This is a genomic window from Streptomyces sp. NPDC057939 (assembly GCF_042887545.1).
In the GTDB taxonomy this organism is placed as follows: domain Bacteria; phylum Actinomycetota; class Actinomycetes; order Streptomycetales; family Streptomycetaceae; genus Streptomyces.
This window is the reverse complement of the sequence record NZ_JBHVPG010000021.1, coordinates 1-22,139: the sequence shown is the minus strand read 5'-3', so window position 1 is coordinate 22,139 and position 22,139 is coordinate 1. Positions and strand designations below refer to the sequence as shown.

23 protein-coding genes are annotated in these 22,139 nt (G+C 72.6%); 13 read left to right on the top strand and 10 right to left on the bottom strand.

The features are described from left to right. Positions 1–25: 25 nt before the first annotated feature. Entirely contained in the window at positions 26–1,078 is a 1,053-nt protein-coding gene (locus tag ACFVS6_RS22445; RefSeq protein WP_389706217.1) for a LuxR C-terminal-related transcriptional regulator, read from the bottom strand. A gap of 204 nt (positions 1,079–1,282) precedes the next feature. Between ACFVS6_RS22445 and ACFVS6_RS22440 the strand changes: the two genes are divergently transcribed. After that, positions 1,283–2,515, top strand: a complete 1,233-nt coding sequence (locus ACFVS6_RS22440; RefSeq protein WP_389706216.1) for an ATP-grasp domain-containing protein — start codon at positions 1,283–1,285, stop codon at positions 2,513–2,515. A gap of 372 nt (positions 2,516–2,887) precedes the next feature. On the opposite strand, the gene ACFVS6_RS22435 is transcribed toward ACFVS6_RS22440, so the two are convergent. Continuing rightward, the gene (locus ACFVS6_RS22435; protein WP_389706214.1) at positions 2,888–3,607 is read right to left on the bottom strand and encodes an alpha/beta hydrolase; all 720 of its coding nucleotides are present in this window, start codon (positions 3,605–3,607) and stop codon (positions 2,888–2,890) included. 114 nt (positions 3,608–3,721) lie between these two features. Here ACFVS6_RS22435 and ACFVS6_RS22430 point away from each other — a divergent pair, with 114 nt between their 5' ends. From ACFVS6_RS22430 to ACFVS6_RS22420, 3 genes are all read left to right on the top strand, one after another. Further along, complete coding sequence (locus ACFVS6_RS22430) at positions 3,722–4,870, top strand: adenosine deaminase (protein WP_389706212.1); 1,149 nt, start codon at positions 3,722–3,724, stop codon at positions 4,868–4,870. Positions 4,871–5,009: 139 nt separating this feature from the next. Further along, on the top strand, positions 5,010–5,273 hold the full coding sequence (locus ACFVS6_RS22425; RefSeq protein WP_389706211.1) for a hypothetical protein: 264 nt from the start codon (positions 5,010–5,012) through the stop codon (positions 5,271–5,273). A 124-nt stretch (positions 5,274–5,397) separates the two neighbouring features. Continuing rightward, the gene (locus tag ACFVS6_RS22420) at positions 5,398–6,165 is read left to right on the top strand and encodes a hypothetical protein (RefSeq protein ID WP_389706210.1); all 768 of its coding nucleotides are present in this window, start codon (positions 5,398–5,400) and stop codon (positions 6,163–6,165) included. Positions 6,166–6,174: 9 nt separating this feature from the next. On the opposite strand, the gene ACFVS6_RS22415 is transcribed toward ACFVS6_RS22420, so the two are convergent. The 3 genes from ACFVS6_RS22415 to ACFVS6_RS22405 are packed head-to-tail and all read right to left on the bottom strand — an operon-like array spanning position 6,175 to position 7,675. Further along, entirely contained in the window at positions 6,175–6,390 is a 216-nt protein-coding gene (locus tag ACFVS6_RS22415) for a PspC domain-containing protein (protein ID WP_389706209.1), read from the bottom strand. A 52-nt stretch (positions 6,391–6,442) separates the two neighbouring features. Then, positions 6,443–7,009, bottom strand: a complete 567-nt coding sequence (locus ACFVS6_RS22410) for a VanZ family protein (RefSeq protein WP_389706207.1) — start codon at positions 7,007–7,009, stop codon at positions 6,443–6,445. Positions 7,010–7,048: 39 nt separating this feature from the next. After that, positions 7,049–7,675, bottom strand: a complete 627-nt coding sequence (locus tag ACFVS6_RS22405) for a PH domain-containing protein (protein WP_389706206.1) — start codon at positions 7,673–7,675, stop codon at positions 7,049–7,051. 129 nt (positions 7,676–7,804) lie between these two features. Here ACFVS6_RS22405 and deoC point away from each other — a divergent pair, with 129 nt between their 5' ends. From deoC to ACFVS6_RS22390, 3 genes are read left to right on the top strand one after another with little or no spacing between them, the layout of a single operon-like run. Next, positions 7,805–8,767 carry a deoxyribose-phosphate aldolase gene (gene deoC, locus ACFVS6_RS22400; protein WP_389706410.1) on the top strand — a complete coding sequence of 321 codons (963 nt, stop codon included), beginning with the start codon at positions 7,805–7,807 and terminating at the stop codon, positions 8,765–8,767. A 5-nt stretch (positions 8,768–8,772) separates the two neighbouring features. Further along, positions 8,773–10,230, top strand: coding sequence for an aldehyde dehydrogenase family protein (locus tag ACFVS6_RS22395; protein WP_389706205.1), 1,458 nt, complete (start codon positions 8,773–8,775; stop codon positions 10,228–10,230). Beyond that, positions 10,230–11,135 (top strand): aldehyde dehydrogenase family protein, encoded by a 906-nt coding sequence (locus ACFVS6_RS22390; RefSeq protein ID WP_389706204.1) that lies wholly within the window; start codon positions 10,230–10,232, stop codon positions 11,133–11,135. Before ACFVS6_RS22395 ends, ACFVS6_RS22390 begins: the two co-directional genes overlap by 1 nt. 141 nt (positions 11,136–11,276) lie before the next feature. Here ACFVS6_RS22390 and ACFVS6_RS22385 read toward each other — a convergent pair whose 3' ends face one another. Continuing rightward, positions 11,277–11,627: a hypothetical protein gene (locus ACFVS6_RS22385; RefSeq protein ID WP_389706202.1), complete on the bottom strand. Its 351-nt coding sequence runs from the start codon at positions 11,625–11,627 to the stop codon at positions 11,277–11,279. A 154-nt stretch (positions 11,628–11,781) separates the two neighbouring features. On the opposite strand from ACFVS6_RS22385, the gene ACFVS6_RS22380 reads away from it, so the two are divergent. Continuing rightward, the gene (locus tag ACFVS6_RS22380; protein WP_389706200.1) at positions 11,782–12,417 is read left to right on the top strand and encodes a uridine kinase; all 636 of its coding nucleotides are present in this window, start codon (positions 11,782–11,784) and stop codon (positions 12,415–12,417) included. 147 nt (positions 12,418–12,564) lie between these two features. Here ACFVS6_RS22380 and ACFVS6_RS22375 read toward each other — a convergent pair whose 3' ends face one another. Continuing rightward, complete coding sequence (locus tag ACFVS6_RS22375; protein WP_388888415.1) at positions 12,565–13,260, bottom strand: SigE family RNA polymerase sigma factor; 696 nt, start codon at positions 13,258–13,260, stop codon at positions 12,565–12,567. A 174-nt stretch (positions 13,261–13,434) separates the two neighbouring features. On the opposite strand from ACFVS6_RS22375, the gene afsQ1 reads away from it, so the two are divergent. Genes afsQ1 through ACFVS6_RS22360 form a run of 3 tightly spaced genes read left to right on the top strand, consistent with a single transcriptional unit; the run spans position 13,435 to position 16,209 of the window. Then, positions 13,435–14,112 (top strand): two-component system response regulator AfsQ1, encoded by a 678-nt coding sequence (gene afsQ1, locus ACFVS6_RS22370; protein WP_180291024.1) that lies wholly within the window; start codon positions 13,435–13,437, stop codon positions 14,110–14,112. Then, positions 14,109–15,605 (top strand): ATP-binding protein, encoded by a 1,497-nt coding sequence (locus tag ACFVS6_RS22365; RefSeq protein WP_389706197.1) that lies wholly within the window; start codon positions 14,109–14,111, stop codon positions 15,603–15,605. The genes afsQ1 and ACFVS6_RS22365 overlap by 4 nt, the downstream gene beginning before the upstream one ends. Next, on the top strand, positions 15,589–16,209 hold the full coding sequence (locus ACFVS6_RS22360) for a hypothetical protein (protein WP_389706196.1): 621 nt from the start codon (positions 15,589–15,591) through the stop codon (positions 16,207–16,209). Before ACFVS6_RS22365 ends, ACFVS6_RS22360 begins: the two co-directional genes overlap by 17 nt. Positions 16,210–16,266: 57 nt before the next feature. On the opposite strand, the gene ACFVS6_RS22355 is transcribed toward ACFVS6_RS22360, so the two are convergent. The 3 genes from ACFVS6_RS22355 to ACFVS6_RS22345 all read right to left on the bottom strand — a co-directional run bounded on the left by ACFVS6_RS22355 (position 16,267) and on the right by ACFVS6_RS22345 (position 19,342). Next, positions 16,267–17,928 (bottom strand): phospho-sugar mutase, encoded by a 1,662-nt coding sequence (locus ACFVS6_RS22355; RefSeq protein ID WP_389706195.1) that lies wholly within the window; start codon positions 17,926–17,928, stop codon positions 16,267–16,269. A 28-nt stretch (positions 17,929–17,956) separates the two neighbouring features. Further along, entirely contained in the window at positions 17,957–18,763 is an 807-nt protein-coding gene (locus tag ACFVS6_RS22350; protein ID WP_281205643.1) for a purine-nucleoside phosphorylase, read from the bottom strand. Positions 18,764–18,904: 141 nt separating this feature from the next. After that, entirely contained in the window at positions 18,905–19,342 is a 438-nt protein-coding gene (locus ACFVS6_RS22345) for a gamma-glutamylcyclotransferase (protein ID WP_281205642.1), read from the bottom strand. Positions 19,343–19,515: 173 nt separating this feature from the next. Between ACFVS6_RS22345 and ACFVS6_RS22340 the strand changes: the two genes are divergently transcribed. Beyond that, positions 19,516–20,955 (top strand): NAD(P)H-quinone dehydrogenase, encoded by a 1,440-nt coding sequence (locus ACFVS6_RS22340; protein ID WP_385585437.1) that lies wholly within the window; start codon positions 19,516–19,518, stop codon positions 20,953–20,955. Between the two features lie 186 nt (positions 20,956–21,141). Next, positions 21,142–22,101: a DeoR/GlpR family DNA-binding transcription regulator gene (locus tag ACFVS6_RS22335; protein WP_389706192.1), complete on the top strand. Its 960-nt coding sequence runs from the start codon at positions 21,142–21,144 to the stop codon at positions 22,099–22,101. Positions 22,102–22,139: the final 38 nt, after the last annotated feature.

Sequence of the window (22,139 nt, the reverse complement as noted above, 5' to 3'; positions counted from 1 at the left end):
CCCGACCGGCCCGGCTGCAGCCCGCCTACCGGGGCGGCGCGGCGGCCGGGGACAGCAAGTACCCGGCCTGGAAGCGGGACTTGGCGCCCACGGCCCGCATGATCTCCGCGATGTGTCGCTGGCAGGTCCGCTCGGACATGCCGAGGCGCCGCGCGATCACCTTGTCCTCCAGCCCCTCCGACAGCAGCCGCACGATCGTCTGCCGCAGCTCGTCCGAGATCGACCGTGCCGCGTCCGGACCCACCGTCGTCGGGAACGGCTCCGCCCCCAGCCAGGAACGTTCGAAGGCCGCCGTCATGAAGTGCACGACGTTCGGCTCCCGCACCACCAACGCCGCCCCGGTCCGGTCCGGCACCGCCATCAGCCCCGTGTGCTGGTCGAAGATCAGCATCCGCATCAGCCCGTCGCCGAGCGTGCGCACCTGCGCCCCCAACGCCGTCACCCGCTCGACGTACGCCGCCGTCGGCCGCGAGTACCGGGCCGTGTGCTGGTAGATCGTCCGCATCCGCACCCCGCGCGACAGCAGCGACTCGTCCCGCCCGACCGCCTCCTCCAGCGTCTCCAACGGCCGGCCCCCGCCCGGCTGCGAGGTCAGCAGCTCCCGCTCGCACCCCGCCACCAGCTCGGTGATCAGCCCCCGCACCGCACCCAGGTCCGTCACCAGTTCCAGGTGCCCCGAACCGCTCAGCTCCCGGTACGCGGCCCCCGCCTCGTACGCCGGCACCAGCGCCTCCAGCCGCCCGCGCAGCCGGTCCATCTCGTCGTGGGTCTCCCGTACGAGCAGCGCCAGCGGGGCCAGGACCCGCGCCGCCGCCGCCCGGGGCGCCACCGCGCTCCACCGCTCCGGCCCGTCGCCCGGGGCCCGCTGGAGCAGCTGGGCCGCCGCCAGCTCGGTGATCGCCGCGCCCGCCCGGACGCCCAGCGCCGCCGTGGCCTCCGCCGCCGTGAAGGCGTGCCGCTCCACCGCGTACGCGTACAGGCGCCGTGCTGCGGCACTCAGCTCGCCCAGGTGGTCCCGGTGATCCCGGTGGTCACGGTGGTCCCCTCGTCCTCCGTGGAGGCCCTCGGTCCCGTTCACCCCATCGACTCCGTCGGCATCGGCTCGCATATGCGTATTCGTCCCTGCATGTGACCGTTTATAAACCCCTCGTGTTCCCGCAAGGCGGCAACTCGACGCGTGCGCGGCCGCTCCCGGCATATGCCGAACCGGCACAGTGGGGGCACGGCGTGACGGGGGGAGCGCGGTATGCGGCAAGGACCGACCGGCCAGAGGCACCAGCCCGTGGCAGTCCTGCTGAGCCCGCGCCCCGCCGAGGTTGCCGCCGCCCGCCGCGCGGGCGTGCGCACCGTGGTGGTCGCGCCGGATCCATCGGTGCCATCCGACCGTGAGGGGGCGGAGCGGCGGGTACGGACGGACTGGCGCGACCACCCCCGCCTCGTCGAGGACGTCGGCCGACTGGCGGAGGTCCGCGCCGGCCGGGCCCGCGTCTTCGGCTTCGGCCCCGCCGCGACCCTGGCGGCGGCCCGCGCCAACGAGGCCCTCGGCCTGCCGGGCACCCCCACCACCGCCGTCACCGCCCTCATGGACAAGGCCGCCCTCCGCGCCCGCTCCAACGCCCTGCACCCCGACCGGCCGGTCTCCTTCGCCCGCTGCGGCCGGGCCGAGCTGCTCCCCTTCCTGACCACCCTCATCGGATACCCCTGCGTCATCAAGCCCCGCGCGGGCGCCGATGGCGAAGGGGTGCGGCTCGTCGGCGACGCCGCCGCGGCGGAGGCCGCCGCTCCGCACTACCCGGAGATCACCGACCTGCTGGTCGAGGAGTACCTGGAAGGCCCCGAGCTCGCGGTGGAGGCCCTCTCCCGCGCCGGCCGCCACCGGATCCTCGGCTGGACCCGTCGCCTCCCCGGTCCCGGCGCCGGCCTCACCGCGGCGGGCCACGACCTCCCGGTCGCCCTCGACCAGGCCACCGCCGGGGCCGTACGGGCCCTCGTGCGCGGGGTCCTGGACCTCACCGGCCACCACGACGGCCCCTCCCACACCGAGGTCGTCCTCACCCCCCGCGGCCCCCGCCTGGTCGAGGCCCACGCCCGGCCCGGGTCCGAGGAGCTGACGCAGCTGCTGCGCCTCGCGCACGGCACCGACGTGCTCGCCCTCGCGCTCGCGGAGGGGCTCGGCCTCCCGGAGCCGGTGCGCCGACCCCGCGCAGCCCACGCGGGCCTGCGGTACGTGGACTTCCCGCCCGGTCGGAGCCTGGCCGAGGCCGGCCCCCGCCTGGCGGCGGCCCGCGCGGTCCCCGGCGTGGTCAGGGCACGGCTGACGGTGCCGCCGGACACGGTCGTCCGGGCCACTCCGACCGGCGGCCACCACCACGCCCAACTCCTGGCCACCGCACCGACGGCCGCGTTATTGAGGAGCACCCTCGACGACGCCGCGGACCTCCTCGCGCGGGACCCGCTCGACCCGACACCGAGGCCCTGCCGACTCCCCCTCCGCCCCGACCGCGGCTTCGCATGACCCGCGAACCCCACCCACGCCGGGGCCCGCACGCTCACCCGCCCGGGCGTTGCCGTACCCGCGCCCATGCCTGAGCCCGGCCTCATGCCCCTGCCCGAACCTCGCGCGCATGCCCGAGTCCGTGCCCGTGCCCCTGCCGCGTCCGTGCCCGTGCCGCGCGGTGCCCGTGCCTTGTGCCCGCGTCCATGCCCGGGCCCGCGTTCCTGCCCGCGCCCGCGCCCGCGCCCGCGCCCCGGCCCCGTGTCGTGGCGAGGCCTCCGTGAAGTCGCCGCGCCGCGGCCGCCGTTCGGCCGGGACGTGCCGCCGATCGCCCGGGCGCGGGCCCCGGGTCCGCCGTTCACCTCGCGCGCGCCGCCGCCCGACGCGGGCCGGTCAGCCCCGCAGGGACCGGCCGAAGCCGGAGGCCAGCGGCATTCGCAGACCCAGCGGCGGCGGCGCCGCGAGGGCGTCGGTGACCGGCCGCGAGTACCGCCCCGACACCATCGCGCCCATCACGAAGTCCACCCCGAGGGCGACCACTTCGGCCTGGTGCTCGCGCAGCCCGTGCCCGTCGGAGTGCACCTCGAACCGGCAGGTCGAACGGTTCGCCTTCTTCGCGCGGGTGGCCAGCAGGAAGGAGGACTCCGGGTCGCTGCGCGCGTCGTTCGTGCCGTGCACGATCAGCACCTGGCGCCCCGCGAGGTGCTTTACCGGTTCGGGGGAGTCCCCGCCGCCCGCGTCCCCGAGACAGGGCGCGAGCGCCAGGACGGTGTTGACCGCGCCGTGGCCGCCCGCGCGCAGCGCCGCCCGGCCGCCCGCCCCGAACCCGGCCAGGCACACGGGGACGTCCCCGTACCTGCGCAGGGCCTCGTCCGCCGCCCAGCCGGCGGCCTCCTCCTGCGGTCCCGACCCGTGCTGCACGGTGTGCGCGACCAGGCCGTCCGTCCCGCCGGCCCGCGCCAGCGCCCGCGCGAGCGGACGCAGCGGACCGGGGGAGAATCTGGACGCCCCGGGGAGCAGGAGCACCACACCACTGACCGTCGAAACCGAACCGTTCGCTCCGGCGGGCCGCCCCAGGCGGACCCCGCGCGCCGGCGGCGCATGCTGTGCCATGGCGGAACAGTCTCAGACCGCCAGGTGTACGCCACCCGTCCGGACGGTCACTGTTACATATCGGCGACCGTTGCCGGGGCTACGCTCTACGCGCGTAGGAGCTAGAGTGCGCAGATGACGAGCGAGACCCCCACCCTGCCCACGCCGGACCAGATCCGCCGCTCCCCGAAGGTGCTCCTGCACGACCACCTCGACGGTGGGCTGCGCCCCGGGACCATCATCGAGCTGGCCCGCGAGGTCGGCTACGAGAACCTCCCCGAGACCGACGCCGACAAGCTCGGCATCTGGTTCCGCGAAGCCGCCGACTCCGGCTCCCTCCCGCGCTACCTGGAGACGTTCGCGCACACCTGCGCCGTCATGCAGACGAAGGCGGCGCTCTTCCGGGTCGCCGCCGAGTGCGCCGAGGACCTGGCCGAGGACGGCGTCGTGTACGCCGAGGTCCGGTACGCCCCCGAGCAGCACCTGGAAGCCGGCCTGACCCTCGAAGAGGTCGTCGAGGCGGTGAACGACGGCTTCCGCGAGGGCGAGCGCCGCGCCAAGGCCAACGGCCACCGCATCCGCGTCGGCGCCCTGCTGACCGCGATGCGCCACGCGGCCCGCGCGCTGGAGATCGCCGAGCTGGCGAACCGCTACCGGGACAACGGCGTCGTCGGCTTCGACATCGCCGGTGCCGAGGCCGGGTTCCCTCCCACCCGCCACCTCGACGCCTTCGAGTACCTCAAGCGCGAGAACAACCACTTCACGATCCACGCGGGCGAGGCCTTCGGCCTGCCGTCGATCTGGCAGGCCCTGCAGTGGTGCGGCGCCGACCGGCTCGGCCACGGCGTGAAGATCATCGACGACATCGAGGTCGCCGAGGACGGTTCGGTCACGCTGGGCCGGCTGGCCTCGTACGTCCGGGACAAGCGCATCCCCCTGGAGATGTGCCCGACCTCGAACCTCCAGACGGCCGCGGCCGCCTCGTACGCCGAGCACCCGATCGGTCTGCTGCGGAAGCTGCACTTCAGGCTCACCGTGAACACCGACAACCGGCTGATGAGCGGCACCAGCATGAGCCGCGAGTTCGAGCACCTGGTCGACACCTTCGGCTACTCGCTCGACGACATGCAGTGGTTCACCGTCAATGCGATGAAGTCCGCGTTCATTCCTTTCGATGAACGACTGGCCATGATCAACGACGTCATCAAGCCCGGTTACGCGGAGCTGAAGTCGGAATGGCTGTTCCGTCAGACCGTCTCGACCAGCGGTTCCGTCTCGGCCTAGGCCACGGCATGACGTACTGAAAGCGCCCGGGAGGAGCAATTCCCGGGCGCTTTCTCGTATTTGATGATGTTTGCGGTCGGGGGTTTCAAGTGACTAGTTTGCGGAGCCGCTCAATTCCCCGTCGCAAGGACGATCTTTCATGAAGCAGTCTGCTGCCAAGTCCCTCGGTGTCGCTGTCATTGGTGCCGCCCTCGCCGCGGGTGCCGCCGGCACCGCCTCCGCCGCCGGTCTTCCGGCCGCGAACCTGACGGACGCCCTCGGTGCCGTCACCAGCGCCACCAGCTCGGTCACCAACCAGACCCAGGAGGGCCAGGAGGGGCAGTCGTCCGACCCCGCCGCCCCCGTCACCGGTCTCCTCGGCGGTCTCCCCGCACTGGCCGGCGGTCTGCCCATCGGCGGCTGACCTGCTGCGACGCGTACACGTGTGCGGCTGGCGCACGCCTCTTCGAGGGGGTGTGCGTCGCGCCGCGCGGTGTGCCACGATCGCGCCTAACTGCCGCTCGACGTATGGGGTATGAGGTTCCGTCATGCGCATCAAGACACGATCCACAGCGCCGGTGACGACGATCGCGCTGCTTCCCGCGCTGCTTCTCGCAGCGGTCGGATGCAGCAGCGCGGACTCCCCCGCGTCCGGCAAGGTCCCGGATCCCAAGGGCTCCGCCGTGGCCCCCGCCCCGGGTGCGCCCGGCGCGTCGGCGTCCGGCTCCGCCGCGCCCGGCGCCGCGCCCGTCGGGCTGGAGCGGGCCGCCCTCGTCCAGGGCGACCTGCCCGGCTACCAGGTGTCCGCCCAGGGCAAGAACCCCAACGCCCCCGACGGCCAGCCGCAGGCCGACAAGAAGGCCTGCCAGCCCCTCGCCGACATCATGGGGGACAAGCCCGACCCGGCCGCGCGGGAGACCGTGAACCGGGGCATCGGCTCCCAGAAGCAGGTCGGCCTCGCCGTCTCCGCCTCCGTCAGCTCCTACTCCGAGGGCGACGCCAAGCGGCTCGTCTCCCGGCTGCGCGACGCCGTCGCCGCTTGCGGCACCGGATTCGCCGCCACGGTGGAGAAGCAGACCGGCAGCTACCGGGACGTGAAGGCGGTCCCGTACAGGACCGCCGCGGACGAGAGCGTCAGCTGGACGACCGTCGCGGCCGCGGGCGGGGTCTCGGCCCAGGTCCACCTGGTCGTCGCGCGGGAGGGCGACACCGTCGTCCGGCTGATGGCGCTCAACGTCACCGGCGCCGGTCAGCAGGCGACCGTCCCGCAGGAGGTCGCCGACAAGCAGCTGGAGAAGGTCGCCAAGGCCGGCTGACCGGCGGAACTACCAGGCGGTGCCGGCGGCGCCCGTGGTCCCGTACTTCTCGTTGGGCAGCAGCAGCCACAGCGCGAGGTAGATCAGGAACTGCGGGCCGGGCAGCAGGCACGAGATCACGAAGATGATCCGCATCGTCTTCGCCTTCATGCCGAAACGTCGCGCGAGACCGGCGCAGACGCCACCGATCATCCGTCCGTCACGGGGGCGGGCAATCGCGCTCATGGCTTTCTCCTTCGTAGGGTGACCGCGCCCCGGGAAGCCCCTGCGCGATGCCTCAATACTCGCGCGGCACCGCGGAAAGAACCTCGGTCCAGCGGCCGAGCCCGACCCTGGTAATTCTCGGGGTGGGCCCCTGAGACCGCCTCATCCTGGCCCTCAGGGCCGGTACGACGGCCAGGTGCGCGAGCACCATCCCGATGGTGTTCAGCAGCACGGAGTCGACGTCCACGACCTGCCCGGGGACGGCCGTCTGCAGCATCTCGATGGAGAGGGAGACCAGTACGCCGGCGGCCGCGGTCCGGGCCAGCGAGGACCACGCGGACAGCGGCGTCGGCGCGAGCCGCCCCCCGGCCAGCGGCAGCAGCACCCCCAGCGGGGCCAGCAGGGCCAGCCCCTCGCCGATCCGCCGGGCCGCCTCCAGCGGCCCGTACGCCAGGTCCGCCCTGATCCCCTCCAGCGGGGTCAGATTGGCGGCGGCGGCCCAGGGCACGTCCAGCGGACGCAGGGTCAGCCATGCCACGAGGACCAGATGCGCGGCCAGCAGGGCCCCGCTCAGGATTCGGGGCCGGAGCGGGAGCTGTGTGGCGGTGGCGGCGCTGCCGCTGCCCTCATGACGGTGCACACCTGCGAGGACGCGCCCCCCGGTGGCGGTGGTTCCGCCTCAGCCGGTGACGAGCAGCACGATCAGCAGCACCACGCCCGCGACGGCCGGCGCGATGATCTCGAAGGACCACGTGACGCTGACGGAGCCCTGTGCGCCGGGTCGCGCCGCACCCCGCTCCGCGAGCTCGCGGAGTTCGTCGACGACCTTGTCGGCCGCGGCCCGCTCCGGCTCCTTCGGCACGGCGGCGCCGTCCTTCTCCAGGCCCCTGCCGCTGAGCGCCTCGCGCCGGCTGAGCTGCCGACTGGCCTTCTTGCGTTCGCGCAGCGACACGGGGACCGACCAGAGCTGGTACTTCGACCCCTCCGCCAGCACCTCCGCCGAGTACCCGGCGCGCACCGCGTCCACGGCGGCCCAGGGCAGCTCGATGACGCGGAACGGGTTGCGCACCCGCATCCGGTCGTCATTGGCGAAGACGGCCGGCCGGATGGTGAAGGCCACGGTCAGCGGCACCGCGAACAGGGCGATGGCCAGCCCGATCCAGCGGCCCGGGCCCTCGCCCCGGACGACGGCGTCCCCGCACAGCCACGCGATCACGGCGAGCATGAGCACCCCGGTGACGACGGCCATGGGGGAGCGGTAGACCCGGTCGTCGTAGACCGGCTCGTGGGGGGAGGGCGTAGTCATGCCGCCGATTGTGCCGTACGCACGCGCGAGCGCGACAAGGGCTCCGCACCGATGGCGGATGTCACGCCCATATGTGCACCGAGGGGGGTGACAGGCAGCTACGCGCGTAGATATGCTCCTCTGGTGACCATGCCCACCACCCTCACCGCATTCGCTGACGTGACGACGTCCGACAGCGCGCTGCGCCGCTTCCTGCACGGGTTGCCCGGCGTAGACGCAGTCGGCCTGGAGGCCCGCGCGGCCTCCCTCGGCACCCGCTCGATCAAGACGACGGCCAAGGCGTACGCCATCGACCTGGCCATCTCGATGATCGACCTGACGACGCTTGAGGGTGCTGACACCCCGGGCAAGGTCCGGGCGCTCTCCACGAAGGCCGTCCACCCCGACCCGACCGACCGCACGACGCCGATGACCGCCGCGGTCTGCGTCTACCCCGACATGGTGGCCACCGCCAAGGCGGCCCTGAACGGCGCCGACGTCAAGGTCGCCTCCGTCGCCACCGCCTTCCCGGCGGGTCGTGCCGCCCTGCCCGTGAAGATCGCCGACACCCGTGACGCCGTCGCCGCCGGCGCCGACGAGATCGACATGGTCATCGACCGCGGTGCCTTCCTCGCCGGCCGGTACCTGGACACGTACGAGCTGATCAAGGCCGTCAAGGAGGCCTGCGTCCGCGAGGACGGCACGGCCGCGCGGCTCAAGGTGATCTTCGAGACGGGCGAGCTGTCGACCTACGACAACATCCGCCGCGCCTCCTGGATCGGCATGCTCGCGGGCGCGGACTTCATCAAGACGTCCACCGGCAAGGTCGGCGTCAACGCCACCCCCGCCAACACGCTCCTCATGCTCGAAGCCGTCCGCGACTTCAAGGCGCAGACCGGAATCCAGATCGGCGTGAAGCCCGCCGGTGGCATCCGCACCACCAAGGACGCCCTCAAGTTCCTCGTCCTGGTCAACGAGACCGTCGGCGAGGACTGGCTGTCCAACCACTGGTTCCGTTTCGGCGCCTCCAGCCTGCTGAACGACCTGCTCATGCAGCGCCAGAAGCTGAGCACCGGACGTTACTCCGGTCCCGACTACGTGACGGTGGACTGATCACCATGGGTTCTGTTTTCGAGTACGCACCGGCCCCCGAGTCCCGCTCGGTCGTCGACATCGCCCCCTCCTACGGCCTCTTCATCGACGGCGAGTTCACCGACGCCGCCGACGGCAAGGTCTTCAAGACCGTCTCGCCGTCCTCCGAGGAGGTGCTCGCCGAGGTCGCGCAGGCGGGTGCCGCCGACGTGGACCGCGCCGTGAAGGCGGCCCGCAAGGCCTTCGAGAAGTGGTCCGCGCTGCCCGGCTCCGAGCGCGCCAAGTACCTCTTCCGGATCGCCCGGATCATCCAGGAGCGCAGCCGCGAGCTGGCCGTCCTGGAGACCCTGGACAACGGCAAGCCGATCAAGGAGACCCGCGACGCGGACCTCCCGCTCGTCGCCGCGCACTTCTTCTACTACGCGGGCTGGGCCGACAAGCTCGACCACGCGGGCTACGGCGCCAACCCGCGCCCGCTCGGCGTGGCCGGCCAGGTCATCCCGTGGAACTTCCCGCTCCTGATGCTGGCGTGGAAGATCGCCCCGGCGCTCGCCACCGGCAACACCGTCGTCCTGAAGCCCGCCGAGACCACGCCCCTGTCGGCGCTGTTCTTCGCGGACATCTGCCGCCAGGCGGGCCTGCCCAAGGGCGTCGTCAACATCCTGACCGGCCACGGCGACGCGGGCGCCGCCCTCGTCGCGCACCCGGACGTCGACAAGGTCGCCTTCACCGGCTCGACCGCGGTCGGCAAGGCCATCGCCCGTCAGATCGCCGGCACCGACAAGAAGGTCACCCTGGAGCTGGGCGGCAAGGGCGCCAACATCGTCTTCGACGACGCCCCCATCGACCAGGCCGTCGAGGGCATCGTCAACGGCATCTTCTTCAACCAGGGTCAGGTCTGCTGCGCGGGCTCCCGCCTGCTGGTCCAGGAGTCCATCCAGGACGAGCTGCTCGACTCCCTCAAGCGGCGCCTGTCGACGCTGCGCCTGGGCGACCCGCTCGACAAGAACACCGACATCGGCGCGATCAACTCCGCCGAGCAGCTCGCCCGGATCACCGCGCTCGCGGAGACCGGCGAGGCCGAGGGCGCCGAGCGCTGGTCCCCGGCCTGCGAGCTGCCGTCCGCCGGCTACTGGTTCGCCCCGACGCTCTTCACGAACGTCACCCAGGCGCACACCGTCGCCCGCGACGAGATCTTCGGCCCGGTGCTGTCCGTACTGAGCTTCCGGACCCCGGACGAGGCCGTCGCCAAGGCCAACAACAGCCAGTACGGCCTCTCCGCCGGCATCTGGACGGAGAAGGGCTCGCGCATCCTCGCGGTCGCGAGCAAGCTCCGCGCGGGCGTCGTCTGGGCCAACACGTTCAACAAGTTCGACCCGACCTCGCCGTTCGGCGGCTACAAGGAATCGGGCTTCGGCCGCGAAGGCGGTCGCCACGGCCTGGAGGGCTACCTCGCCCCGTCGAGCCCGAAGGGTGAGCGCTAATGGGAACGGTTGAGTCCTCTGTGACCCGTTTGAACGTCTTCAAGACCTACAAGCTGTACGTCGGGGGCAAGTTCCCCCGCTCCGAGAGCGGCCGGGTGTACGAAGTGACCGACTCGAAGGGCAAGTGGCTGGCCAACGCCCCGCTGTCGTCCCGCAAGGACGCCCGTGACGCGGTCGTCGCCGCCCGCAAGGCGTTCGGCGGCTGGTCCGGCGCGACCGCCTACAACCGCGGTCAGGTCCTCTACCGCGTCGCCGAGATGCTGGAGGGCCGCCGCGAGCAGTTCGTCCGCGAGGTCGGCGAGGCGGAGGGCCTGTCCAAGTCGAAGGCCGCGGCCGTCGTCGACGCGGCGATCGACCGCTGGGTCTGGTACGCGGGCTGGACCGACAAGATCGGCCAGATCGTCGGCGGGGCCAACCCGGTCGCGGGCCCGTTCTTCAACATCTCCAGCCCGGAGCCCACCGGTGTCGTCACCGTCGTGGCCCCGCAGGACTCGTCCTTCCTGGGCCTCGTCTCGGTGATCGCCCCCGTGATCGCGACGGGCAACACCGCCGTCGTGATCACCTCGGAGAAGGCCCCGCTGCCCGCCCTGTCCCTGGGCGAGGTGCTGGCCACCTCCGACCTGCCCGGCGGCGTGGTCAACATCCTGTCCGGCAAGGCCTCCGAGATGGGCCCGCACCTGGCGTCCCACCAGGACGTCAACGCGATCGACCTGGCGGGCGCCGACGCGGCCCTCGCCAAGGAGCTGGAGATCGCGGCGGCCGACAACCTCAAGCGCGTCCTGCGTCCACAGCCTGTGGACGACTGGAACGCCGACCCGGGCACGGCGCGCATGACCGCCTTCCTGGAGACCAAGACGGTCTGGCACCCGACGGGTTCGCTCGGCGCGGGCGGTTCGTCCTACTAGGGCCCGTCGTCGAAGTCCCGTTGTCGCCCGGACACCGCGAGGCAGACGGGAATTCGACGACAGGCACCAGGGGCACCACCATGGACCGGCCCCGGCAGCGACCCCCGCGCTGTCGGGGCCTTCCCGTATCCCCGGTGCGGCCTACGCCTTCGGGAGCACCGGACCCAGCAGCGACGACACCGCAGCCGTGGGCAGTTCGCCGACCGACGGCCCCCGCGTCAGGGTGCCCGTCACCATGCCCGTGCCGACGGACGGGAAGTCCGCGACCTGCGTGGCGACCCCGTTGTCGAGCGGGTCCACACCGGTGTTCGCGAGCGGGTTCACCTTCAGGTTCGTGATCGGGTCGGTCACCCCCGCCAGTGCCGCGGGGACGGAGAGTTCACCGGCCTGGGCCCCGCCCGCCGCCATCGCCAGGGCCGCGCCGGCCATGGACAGGGTCAGTCCGGCGGCGCGGAGGCGCTTCGGAGGGGTGGGAGCTGCGTGACGTGCCATGGGTTCCCGCCTGTGGTCGTAGTCGCGTGCGCACACAGGGTAGTCGAGGCGGCTTCCCCGATTCCAACCGGCGGACCGCGCCCGGTGTGAGGGTTGTCGCAGGCGCCGTCACGGGTGTGCCCTTACGGCCGGTCATGCCTCACACTGGTGTCCCGTGAGCTGTTCATCTCCTCTTCCCACGCGCGTCGTGCTGCTGACCGGTCCCTCGGGATCCGGAAAGTCCTCGCTCGCGGCCCGTTCCGGGCTGCCCGTCCTGCGCCTGGACGACTTCTACAAGGAGGGGACGGACCCGACCCTCCCGTTGGTCGAGGGCAGCTCCGACATCGACTGGGACTCCCCGCGGTCGTGGGACGCGGAAGCCGCCGTCACCGCCATCGCGGAACTCTGCTCCACGGGCCGTACGCAGGTGCCGGAGTACTCCCTCGCGTCGTCCTCGCGCACCGGCACCGAGACCCTGGACATAGCGCGGACCCCGCTGTTCATCGCGGAGGGCATCTTCGCTGCCGACGTCGTGGCCCGCTGCCAGGAACTCGGCCTCCTCGCCGACGCGCTCTGCCTGCGCGGCCGGCCCTCGACCACCTTCCGCCGGCGCCTGGCCCGCGACCTGCGCGAGGGCCGCAAGTCGCTGCCGTTCCTGCTGCGCCGCGGCTGGCGCCTGATGCGGGCCGAACGCGGCATCGTCGCCCGGCACACCGCCCTCGGCGCCCACGCCTGCGGCCGTGACGAGGCCCTCGGCCGGCTGGCCGCCGCCGCGGCCGGCCGCCACCGCGCCGCGACCACCCCGGCCTGACCCCCGGCCGCGCCCCCGGCACACGAAGGGGCGGGCGCGCGAAAAGGCGGGATCACGCGGACCCCCGGCCGCTTGATCCCGCCTCTTCTCCCCCCGCAAGCCCCCGTCCCACCCCCGTAGGACGGCCCCCTGGGCCCGTGGTCCCGGCTACGCGACGAGTTCCCCGAAGGACTCCGCCTCGTCACGTCCGAAGCTCAGCACCTCGTCGTCCCGCAGGCGCCGCAGCGACCGCCAGATGCTCGACTTCACGGTGCCGACGCTGATGCCCAGGATCTCGGCGATCTCCGGGTCGGTGCGGCCCTCGTAGTAACGGAGCACCAGCATCGTGCGCTGCGGCTCCGGGATCCGGGTCAACGCCTGCCACAGCACCGCGCGCAGTTCCGTACCGCGCATCGCGTCCGTGTCGGAGGCCGTCTCCGGGAGTTCCTCGGTCGGGTACTCGTTGAGCTTGCGCCGGCGCCACGCGCTGATGTGCAGGTTCGTCATCGTGCGCCGCAGGTAGCCGCCGACGGCCGCCTTGTCGCTGATCCGGTCCCAGGCCCGGTACGTGGAGAACAGGGCGCTCTGCAACAGGTCCTCGGCCTCGTGCCGGTCACCGGTGAGGTGGAAGGCGGTGGCGAAGAGGGCCGCGCGGCGCTCCTGGACGTACGCCGTGAACTCGGCCTCCGAGGTGGAGGAGGGAGTACGCGGTGCGGGAACCGTCTGGTACTGGTTCGCGTCAATGGCTGTGACGTGCACCGGCCGCGGACGGGCGACCGGCGCCGTACGGACACCCGCCCGGCGGTTCACATCGTGCAGCCGCGTGACAACCGCGCTGGTCGTGGTGCTGTGCAGCGTGTTCATCTCGCGCCCCCCGTCGTGGAGTCTGCTTCGGTCCGTGTTGCGATGACAGAAGCCTGCCCGCCGGACATAACCGGGGTGTCCTTCGACTGTCACAGGCCTGTCACAGCGGACCGCGGCCGGATCCGGGGCGCCCGACGGTCGAAGTCCCGACGGCCGATGGGACAGAATGAGCGCGTGCCCTTCCTGTTGCTGATCGAGGACGACGACGCCATCCGCACGGCCCTCGAACTCTCCCTGTCCCGCCAGGGCCACCGTGTGGCCACCGCGGCGACGGGCGAGGACGGCCTGAAACTGCTGCGCGAGCAGCGGCCGGACCTGATCGTGCTCGACGTGATGCTGCCCGGTATCGACGGCTTCGAGGTGTGCCGGCGGATCCGCCGCACCGACCAGCTGCCGATCATCCTGCTGACCGCGCGCAGCGACGACATCGATGTCGTCGTGGGCCTTGAGTCGGGAGCCGACGACTACGTCGTCAAGCCCGTCCAGGGCCGGGTGCTCGACGCCCGGATCCGGGCCGTGCTGCGCCGGGGCGAACGCGAGGCCAGCGACTCCGCCGTCTTCGGGTCCCTGGTCATCGACCGGGCCGCGATGACCGTGACGAAGAACGGCGAGGACCTCCAGCTCACCCCCACCGAACTGCGGCTGCTGCTCGAACTCAGCCGCCGGCCCGGTCAGGCCCTGTCGCGCCAACAGTTGCTGCGCCTGGTCTGGGAGCACGACTACCTCGGTGACTCGCGGCTCGTCGACGCCTGCGTGCAGCGGCTGCGCGCCAAGGTCGAGGAGGTCCCGTCCTCGCCCACCCTGATCCGTACCGTCCGGGGCGTCGGGTACCGGCTGGACTCGCCGCAATGATCCGAGCCCTGTTCGCGGGCAGGCGCTGGACCAGCCTGCGGCTGCGGCTCCTGGTCGTGTTCTGCCTGGTCGCGCTGACGGCCGCCGTCTCCGCCTCCGGGATCGCCTACTGGCTCAACCGCGAGGCCGTGCTCACCCGTACCCAGGACGCGGCCCTCGGCGACTTCCGTCAGGAGATGCAGCTCCGGGCCGCGGGGCTGCCCGCCGAGCCGACGCCCCAGGAGATGCAGCGCACCGCCGAGTTGATGGCGGGCAGCAGCCCCGGGTACAGCGTGCTGCTGGTGCACGAGCGCAAGGACGGCCGGAAGGTGTTCGGCGCGGCGGGGGCGGCCACCTTCGGGTTGGACGACGTACCGAAGTCGCTCCAGCACGCCGTGAACGACCGCCAGAAGACCACGGCCGCCAACGACGCCGAGTACCACATGTACTGGCAGCGGACGAAGCCGCAGGGCAATCCGTACCTGGTGGGCGGCACGCGGATCGTGGGCGGCGGGCCGACCGGCTACATGTACAAGTCGCTGGCCACCGAGCGGGACGACCTCAACGCGCTGGGCTGGTCGCTGACCATCGCCACCGGGCTGGCCCTGCTCGGGTCGGCGCTGCTCGCGCAGGCGGCGGCGCGGACCGTGCTGAAGCCCATCCAGCGGCTCGGCGACGCCGCGCGCCGGCTCGGCGAGGGCGAACTCGACCACCGGCTGGACGTGTCGGGCACGGACGAACTCGCCGACCTGTCGCACACGTTCAACAAGACGGCCGAGGCGTTGGAGAAGAAGGTCGCCGACATGAGCGCCCGCGAGGAGGCCAGCCGCCGCTTCGTCGCCGACATGTCCCACGAACTGCGCACGCCGCTGACGGCGTTGACCGCGGTGGCCGAGGTGCTGGAGGAGGAGGTCGACGACCTCGATCCGATGATCGCGCCCGCGGTGGGCCTGGTGGTGAGCGAGACGCGACGGCTCAACGTCCTGGTGGAGAACCTGATGGAGGTCACCCGCTTCGACGCGGGCACGGCGCGCCTGGTGCTGGACGACGTGAACGTCGCCGACCAGGTCACGGCGTGCATCGACGCGCGCGCCTGGCTGGACGCGGTGGAACTCGACGCCGGGCGGGGCATCGTGTGGCGGCTGGACCCGCGGCGCCTCGACGTGATCCTGGCGAACCTGATCGGCAACGCGCTCAAGCACGGCGGTTCGCCGGTGCGGGTGTCGGTGGCGGTGGAGAGCGCCGACGCCGACTGGCTGGTGGTGACCATCCGGGACAACGGGCCGGGCATCCCCGAGGAGGTCCTGCCGCACGTCTTCGACCGGTTCTACAAGGCGAGCGCCTCCCGGCCGAAGTCGGACGGCAGCGGTCTGGGCCTGTCGATCGCGATGGAGAACGCGCACATCCACGGCGGTGACATCACGGCCGAGAACGGGGCGGACGGCGGGGCCGTCTTCACCCTGCGGCTGCCGGGGGACGTGGGGAAGGTGATCACGGGTGACGTGGACGCGTAGGGCCGTGCCGAGGGTCGTGGCGGCGGTGCTGCTGTGCGGGACCTCGGCGTGCGGGATCAGGGCGACGACCGTGCCCGTGGACGTGGGCGCGGCCCCGTCGAGGGTGTCGTGCGAAACCCCGGAGCGGCCGGCCGGACAGAGCGGCGTGCCGGGGTTCCGGGCCACGGTGGAACTGGTCTGCGGATCGCAGCTGGTGGGCGTGGAGCGAATCGTTCCGGTGACCGAGAAGAGGCCGGCCAAGGAGGCCGAGGTCCTGGTGGCGCAGGCGCTGCTGGAGCAGTTGGAGCGGACGTCGGCGGACGAGCGGAGCGCCGGCTTCACCACCGGGGTGAACGGCGGGCTGGCGGTCGCCCCGCCGCGGACCGGGGACCCGGCCGGGACGGTCCGGCTGACCCGTCGGCCCGAGGACCTGCCGCCGGTGGCGCTGTCGCAGATCGTGTGCACCCTGGCCGGCAGCGACGCGATCTCGGCCGGGCCGGGGCCGGTGGTCCTCGGCGGGCCGGACGCGGACCCGCCGCGCGCCTGGGAGTGCACGGAGGCCGTCCGCTCCCGCCCGGAGTCGGTGCCGACGCTCGGCGAGCTGGTCCGGCCGACGCCCTCCTGACGGACGCCGACGGCCCCCCGGGCCGGAGCTCGGGGGGCCGTCGGAGGGAGCCGCGGGTCAGATCCCGGCGGCCGCCGAGAGGTCCTTCTTGATCGCGTCCAGGACGCCCTGGCCGCGGGTGCGGGCCGCGGCGAGGTCGGAGGCGCCCGCCACGGGGACCACGACCTCCAGGTAGCACTTCAGCTTCGGCTCCGTACCGGACGGGCGGACGATCACCCGGGCCTTGTGGTCGCCGTCGAGGTGGTAGCGCAGGCCGTCCGTGGGCGGCAGCGCGGCCGAACCGACCGTGAGGTCCTCGGCCGAGACGACCCGCAGGCCCGCGAGGGAGACCGGGGGCTCCGCGCGCAGCGCGGCCATCGCGTCGGCGATCACCGACAGGTCGGAGACGCGGACCGAGAGCTGGTCGGTGGCGTGCAGGCCGTGGGCCAGCGCCAGGTCGTCCAGCAGGTCGGTCAGGCCCCGGCCCTGCTCCTTGAGCTCGGAGGCCAGCTCCGCCACCAGCAGGGCGGCGGTGATGCCGTCCTTGTCGCGGACGCCCTCCGGGTCCACGCAGTAGCCGAGCGCCTCCTCGTAGCCGTAGCGCAGACCCTCGACGCGGGCGATCCACTTGAAGCCCGTCAGGGTCTCCTGGTAGCCGACGCCCGCGGCCTCGGCGATCCGGCCCAGCAGGCTGGACGAGACGATCGACTCGGCGAAGACGCCGCTGACGCCCTTGCGGACCAGGTGGGCCGCCAGCAGCGCGCCGACCTCGTCACCGCGCAGCATGCGCCAGCCCGTGGGGGCCGACGCGTCCGGCACGGCCACCGCGCAGCGGTCGGCGTCCGGGTCGTTGGCGATCACGATGTCGGGGCGGACCTCGGCGGCCTTCGCGAAGGACAGGTCCATCGCGCCCGGCTCCTCCGGGTTGGGGAAGGCGACCGTCGGGAAGGCCGGGTCCGGCTCCGCCTGCTCGGCGACCAGGACCGGCTCCGGGAAGCCGTGCCGGGCGAAGGCCGCCATGACGACGTCCTTCCCGACGCCGTGCATGGCCGTGTAGACGGTCCGCACGCCCCGGGGGGAGCCGGGGGTCAGGACGGAGTCCGTACGGGCCAGGTAGGCCTCCAGGACGTCGTCGCCGAGCTCCTGCCAGCCCGAGTCCGGGCGCGGCACGGAGGCGAGGGTCTCGACGCGGTCGATCTGCGCCGCGATCTCGACGTCGGCGGGGGAGACGATCTGCGAGCCGTCGCCGAGGTACACCTTGTAGCCGTTGTCCCGCGGGGGGTTGTGGCTCGCGGTCACCTCGACGCCGGCGACGGCGCCCAGGTGCCTTATGGCGTACGCGAGGACGGGCGTGGGCAGCGGTCGGGGCAGGACGGCCGCGCGGAGCCCGGCGCCGGTCATGACGGCCGCGGTGTCGCGGGCGAAGTCCGCCGACTTGTAGCGGGCGTCGTAACCGATGACGACGAGGCCGTCGGTGTGGCCCTGGGCCTTGAGGTGGGCGGCGAGGCCCGCCGCGGCCCGGATGACCACGCCGCGGTTCATCCGCATCGGGCCGGCGCCGATCTCGCCGCGCAGTCCGGCGGTGCCGAACTGGAGCGTGCCGGCGAACCGGTCCGCGAGCTCGGCGGTGTCGCCCGCCTCGATGATCCCGGCGAGTTCGGCCGCCGTCTCCGGGTCCGGGTCCTCGGCGAGCCAGGCCCGCGCCCGGGTGATCAGGTCGTCCTGTGCCTGTTCCTGCACTGCTTCCGCCTTACCTCTCGTACGTCGATCAGATGCGGGCGAGGACCTGCGTCAGCAGCGTGCCCATGCGGGCAGCCGAGTCGCGGCCGGCCTGGAGGACCTCTTCGTGGTTCAGCGGCTCGCCGGACAGGCCGGCGGCCAGGTTGGTGACCAGGGAGATGCCGAGCACTTCGGCGCCGGCCTCACGGGCGGCGATGGCCTCCAGCACGGTGGACATGCCGACCAGGTCGGCGCCCATCACGCGGATCATGTTGATCTCGGCCGGGGTCTCGTAGTGCGGGCCGGGGAACTGGACGTAGACGCCCTCTTCGAGGCTCGCGTCGATCTCCTTGCACATCGCGCGCAGGCGCGGCGAGTACAGGTCGGTGAGATCGACGAAGTTCGCGCCGACGATCGGCGAGGTGGCCGTCAGGTTGAGGTGGTCGCTGATCAGGACGGGCTGGCCGGGCTTCATGCCCTCGCGCAGACCGCCGCAACCGTTGGTGAGGACGATGGTCTTGCAGCCGGCGGCCACGGCGGTGCGCACGCCGTGGGCGACGGCGGCGACACCGCGGCCCTCGTAGTAGTGGGTCCGGCCGAGGAAGACCAGGGCGCGCTTCTCGCCGATCTTGTACGAGCGGATCTTGCCGCCGTGGCCCTCGACCGCGGCGGGCGGGAAGCCGGGCAGCTCGGTGACGAGGAACTCGGCCTCGGGGGCGCCCAGGGCCTCTGCGGCGGGGGCCCAGCCGGAGCCCATGACGAGGGCGACATCGTGGGAATCGACGCCGGTCAGCTCGCGCAGGCGGGTGGCGGCGGCGTCGGCGGCGGCGAAGGGGTCGGTAACAGATGCGTTCACGCGGACGAGCGTAACCGCTCTCGGCCTACGCGCGTAGATGGCACAGCTCACGGTGTTCGGATCGTTGCCTTGTCGTTTCCGCCGAATCGTCCCGGGGCCGGTCGGGAGCGGGTCGAGGCGGGGCCGGGATCCGGTCCGGGATCAGCAGGGACGCTTGCGCAGTTCCATCGCGTAGTCGTGCGGGGCGCCCGCGGCCTCGGCGGCGTCGGCGATCTCGCCCAGGTAGCGCGCCGAGGGCAGTCCGCCCTCGTATCCGTTGAGGACGTACACCCAGGCCGCCTCCTCGCCGTCGAGCGTGTGCACGCGCACCCGCATCCGACGGTAGATGTCCATCCCGACGCCCTCCCACCGGTCCATGGAGTCCTCGTCCAGGGGAGCGATGTCGTAGAGGGCGACGAAGACCTGGTGGCGGGGGGCTTCGACGATCGTGGCGAGGGCGCCCTCCCACCCCATCTGCTCGCCGCCGAAGGTCAGCCGCCAGTCGTTGATCCAGCCCGTGCCGCGCAGCGGCGAATGCGGGGCGCGGCGCGTCATCAGCCGCGGGTCGAGGTTGCCGGCGTACGCGGCGTAGAGCGACATGTGGTCGAGGGTACGGGAGGGCCGGCCCGCCGCGCGTGCCCGGATGGCGGGACCGGGGGCGAAGCACCGCGGCGCGTGCGGGACAATGGGGCACGGAATGCATCCCCCGGGGAGACCCCCCGGAACACCGGCCGGGGCGGCAGCCGGCCGGGTAGACGTGAGGCGGACTTTTCGTGACCCGGATCGTGATCATCGGCGGCGGACCCGGCGGGTATGAGGCGGCCCTGGTGGGGGCCCAGCTCGGCGCGGAGGTGACCGTCGTCGACTGCGACGGTCTGGGCGGGGCGTCGGTACTCACCGACTGCGTGCCATCGAAGACCCTCATCGCGACCGCCGAGGTCATGACGACCTTCGACTCGTCGTACGAGGAGCTCGGGATCGTCGTCGCGGACGACACCCCGCACATAGAACAGGCCGCGCGCGTCGTCGGCGTCGACCTCGGCAAGGTGAACCGACGCGTCAAGCGCCTCGCGCTCGCCCAGTCCCACGACATCACCGCCTCCGTGACCCGGGCCGGCGCCCGCGTCCTGCGCGGCCGCGGCAAGCTCGGCGGGCCGCAGGGCATCGACGGGACGCGCGACGTCATCGTCACCGCGGCCGACGGCACGGAGACGATCCTCACCGCCGACGCCGTCCTGATCGCCACCGGCGGGCACCCCCGGGAGATCCCGGACGCGATGCCCGACGGCGAGCGGATCCTCAACTGGACCCAGGTCTACGACCTGGAGGAGCTCCCCGAGGAACTCATCGTGGTCGGCTCCGGCGTCACCGGCGCCGAGTTCGCCGGCGCGTACCAGGCCCTCGGCTCCCGGGTGACCCTGGTGTCCTCCCGCGACCGCGTGCTGCCGGGCGAGGACCCGGACGCGGCCGCCGTCCTGGAGGACGTCTTCCGGCGCCGCGGCATGAACGTCGTCGGCCGCTCGCGCGCCGAGTCCGCGAAGCGGGTCGGCGACCGGGTCGAGGTCACGCTGTCCGACGGGCGCGTCATCACCGGCACGCACTGCCTGATGGCCGTCGGCGCGATCCCGAACACCAAGGACATGAACCTGGAGGAGTCCGGGGTCCGGCTCAAGGAGTCCGGCCACATCTGGACCGACAAGGTCTCCCGCACCTCCTCGCCCGGCGTGTACGCGGCCGGCGACGTCACCGGCATCTTCGCGCTGGCGTCCGTGGCGGCCATGCAGGGCCGGATCGCGATGTACCACTTCCTGGGCGACGCGGTGACCCCGCTCAACCTCAAGACGGTCTCCTCGAACGTCTTCACCGACCCCGAGATCGCCACCGTCGGCTACACCCAGGCCGACGTCGACTCCGGGAAGATCGACGCCCGCGTGGTGAAGCTCCCGCTGCTGCGCAACCCGCGCGCGAAGATGCAGGGCATCCGCGACGGCTTCGTGAAGATGTTCTGCCGCCCGGGCACCGGCATCGTCGTCGGCGGCGTGGTCGTCGCGCCCCGCGCGAGCGAGCTCATCCACCCGATTTCGATCGCGGTCGACAACAACCTGACGGTCGAGCAGATCGCAAACGCGTTCACCGTGTACCCCTCGCTGTCCGGTTCGATCGCCGAGGTCGCCCGTCAGTTGCACACGCGCAAGGCTGCGGGCGAGGCGTAGGAACCGCCAACCACCCCTCCTCACATGGAGGTTGGGGTGAACGCGGAGCAGTGGTCCGGATTCCCGCCGGGCGGGCGCGGTCCCGTCCGGCGGCGTATACCACTTGTCGACCCGGTTTACGGACAACTTCGGTATTCCGGTGCAAGGAGCTGAAAGCAGACGGTCACCCGGGTTACTGTCAGTTTCGTGTTCGCTGCAGAACGTCGCCAATTGATCCTCGAAATGGTGCGGGCCAACGGAGCGGTATCGCTCCGGGAGCTCGCCCGCGTCGTCCAGACCTCCGAAGTGACCGTACGGCGGGACGTGCGGGCGCTGGAGGCAGAAGGACTCCTCGACCGCCGGCACGGCGGTGCGGTCTTGCCGGGTGGTTTCACGCGGGAATCCGGATTTCCGCAGAAATCCCATCTCGCCACGGCCGAGAAGACCGCCATCGCCGATGTCGCGGCCGGACTCGTCGAAGAGGGCGAGGCCATCGTCGTCGGCGCCGGCACCACGACCCAGGAGCTGGCCCGCCGGCTCGCGCGGGTGCCCGGCCTGACCGTGGTCACCAATTCGCTGCTCGTCGCCCAGGCGCTGGCGCATGCCAACCGGGTGGAGGTGGTGATGACCGGCGGAACCCTGCGGGGCTCCAACTACGCCCTCGTGGGCAGTGGCGCGGAGCAGTCCCTCCAGGGGCTGCGGGTCTCGCGGGCCTTCCTGTCCGGCAGTGGCCTGACCGCCGAACGCGGGCTGTCCACCTCCAACATGCTCTCCGCGAGCGTGGACCGGGCCCTGGTGCAGGCCGCGGCCGAGGTGGTGGTCCTCGCCGACCACACGAAGCTCGGCACCGACACCATGTTCCAGACCGTGCCGACGGACGTCATGACCCGGCTGGTCACGGACGAGCCGCCGCCGCACGACGACCGGGCGGGCACCGAGCTCCAGGCCCTCGCCGACCAGGGTGTCCAGATCACCGTGGCCGGAGCGGCCGTGGCGTCCGGCGGGGGTCCCGGCGGCGGGGCGGGCGGCGACGGGATGCAGGGGCGCAGGCCCCGGCGCGATTCCCCGCTCCCGGTCCAGCGGCGCGGCGGACCCGGCACGCTCCGGTCGGCCGCGATGGCCGAGCCGAGCGAGCGGGCGAGGGTCGCGGACCTGCGCCGACGGTGACCGGACGGGTCGCCCGGCCGCCGCCCGGAAGCGGCGGC

What these genes read in the sequence shown, in the direction of transcription:
- deoC (WP_389706410.1), top strand. Translation starts at nt 7,805, where the DNA reads ATGCCCACCACCCTCACCGCATTCGCTGACGTGACGACGTCCGACAGC.
- ACFVS6_RS22375 (WP_388888415.1), bottom strand. Translation starts at nt 13,260, where the DNA reads ATGAACACGCTGCACAGCACCACGACCAGCGCGGTTGTCACGCGGCTG.
- ACFVS6_RS22430 (WP_389706212.1), top strand. Translation starts at nt 3,722, where the DNA reads ATGACGAGCGAGACCCCCACCCTGCCCACGCCGGACCAGATCCGCCGC.
- ACFVS6_RS22395 (WP_389706205.1), top strand. Translation starts at nt 8,773, where the DNA reads ATGGGTTCTGTTTTCGAGTACGCACCGGCCCCCGAGTCCCGCTCGGTC.
- ACFVS6_RS22425 (WP_389706211.1), top strand. Translation starts at nt 5,010, where the DNA reads ATGAAGCAGTCTGCTGCCAAGTCCCTCGGTGTCGCTGTCATTGGTGCC.
- ACFVS6_RS22365 (WP_389706197.1), top strand. Translation starts at nt 14,109, where the DNA reads ATGATCCGAGCCCTGTTCGCGGGCAGGCGCTGGACCAGCCTGCGGCTG.
- ACFVS6_RS22435 (WP_389706214.1), bottom strand. Translation starts at nt 3,607, where the DNA reads ATGGCACAGCATGCGCCGCCGGCGCGCGGGGTCCGCCTGGGGCGGCCC.
- ACFVS6_RS22390 (WP_389706204.1), top strand. Translation starts at nt 10,230, where the DNA reads ATGGGAACGGTTGAGTCCTCTGTGACCCGTTTGAACGTCTTCAAGACC.
- ACFVS6_RS22415 (WP_389706209.1), bottom strand. Translation starts at nt 6,390, where the DNA reads ATGAGCGCGATTGCCCGCCCCCGTGACGGACGGATGATCGGTGGCGTC.
- ACFVS6_RS22345 (WP_281205642.1), bottom strand. Translation starts at nt 19,342, where the DNA reads ATGTCGCTCTACGCCGCGTACGCCGGCAACCTCGACCCGCGGCTGATG.
- ACFVS6_RS22420 (WP_389706210.1), top strand. Translation starts at nt 5,398, where the DNA reads ATGCGCATCAAGACACGATCCACAGCGCCGGTGACGACGATCGCGCTG.
- ACFVS6_RS22405 (WP_389706206.1), bottom strand. Translation starts at nt 7,675, where the DNA reads ATGACTACGCCCTCCCCCCACGAGCCGGTCTACGACGACCGGGTCTAC.
- ACFVS6_RS22385 (WP_389706202.1), bottom strand. Translation starts at nt 11,627, where the DNA reads ATGGCACGTCACGCAGCTCCCACCCCTCCGAAGCGCCTCCGCGCCGCC.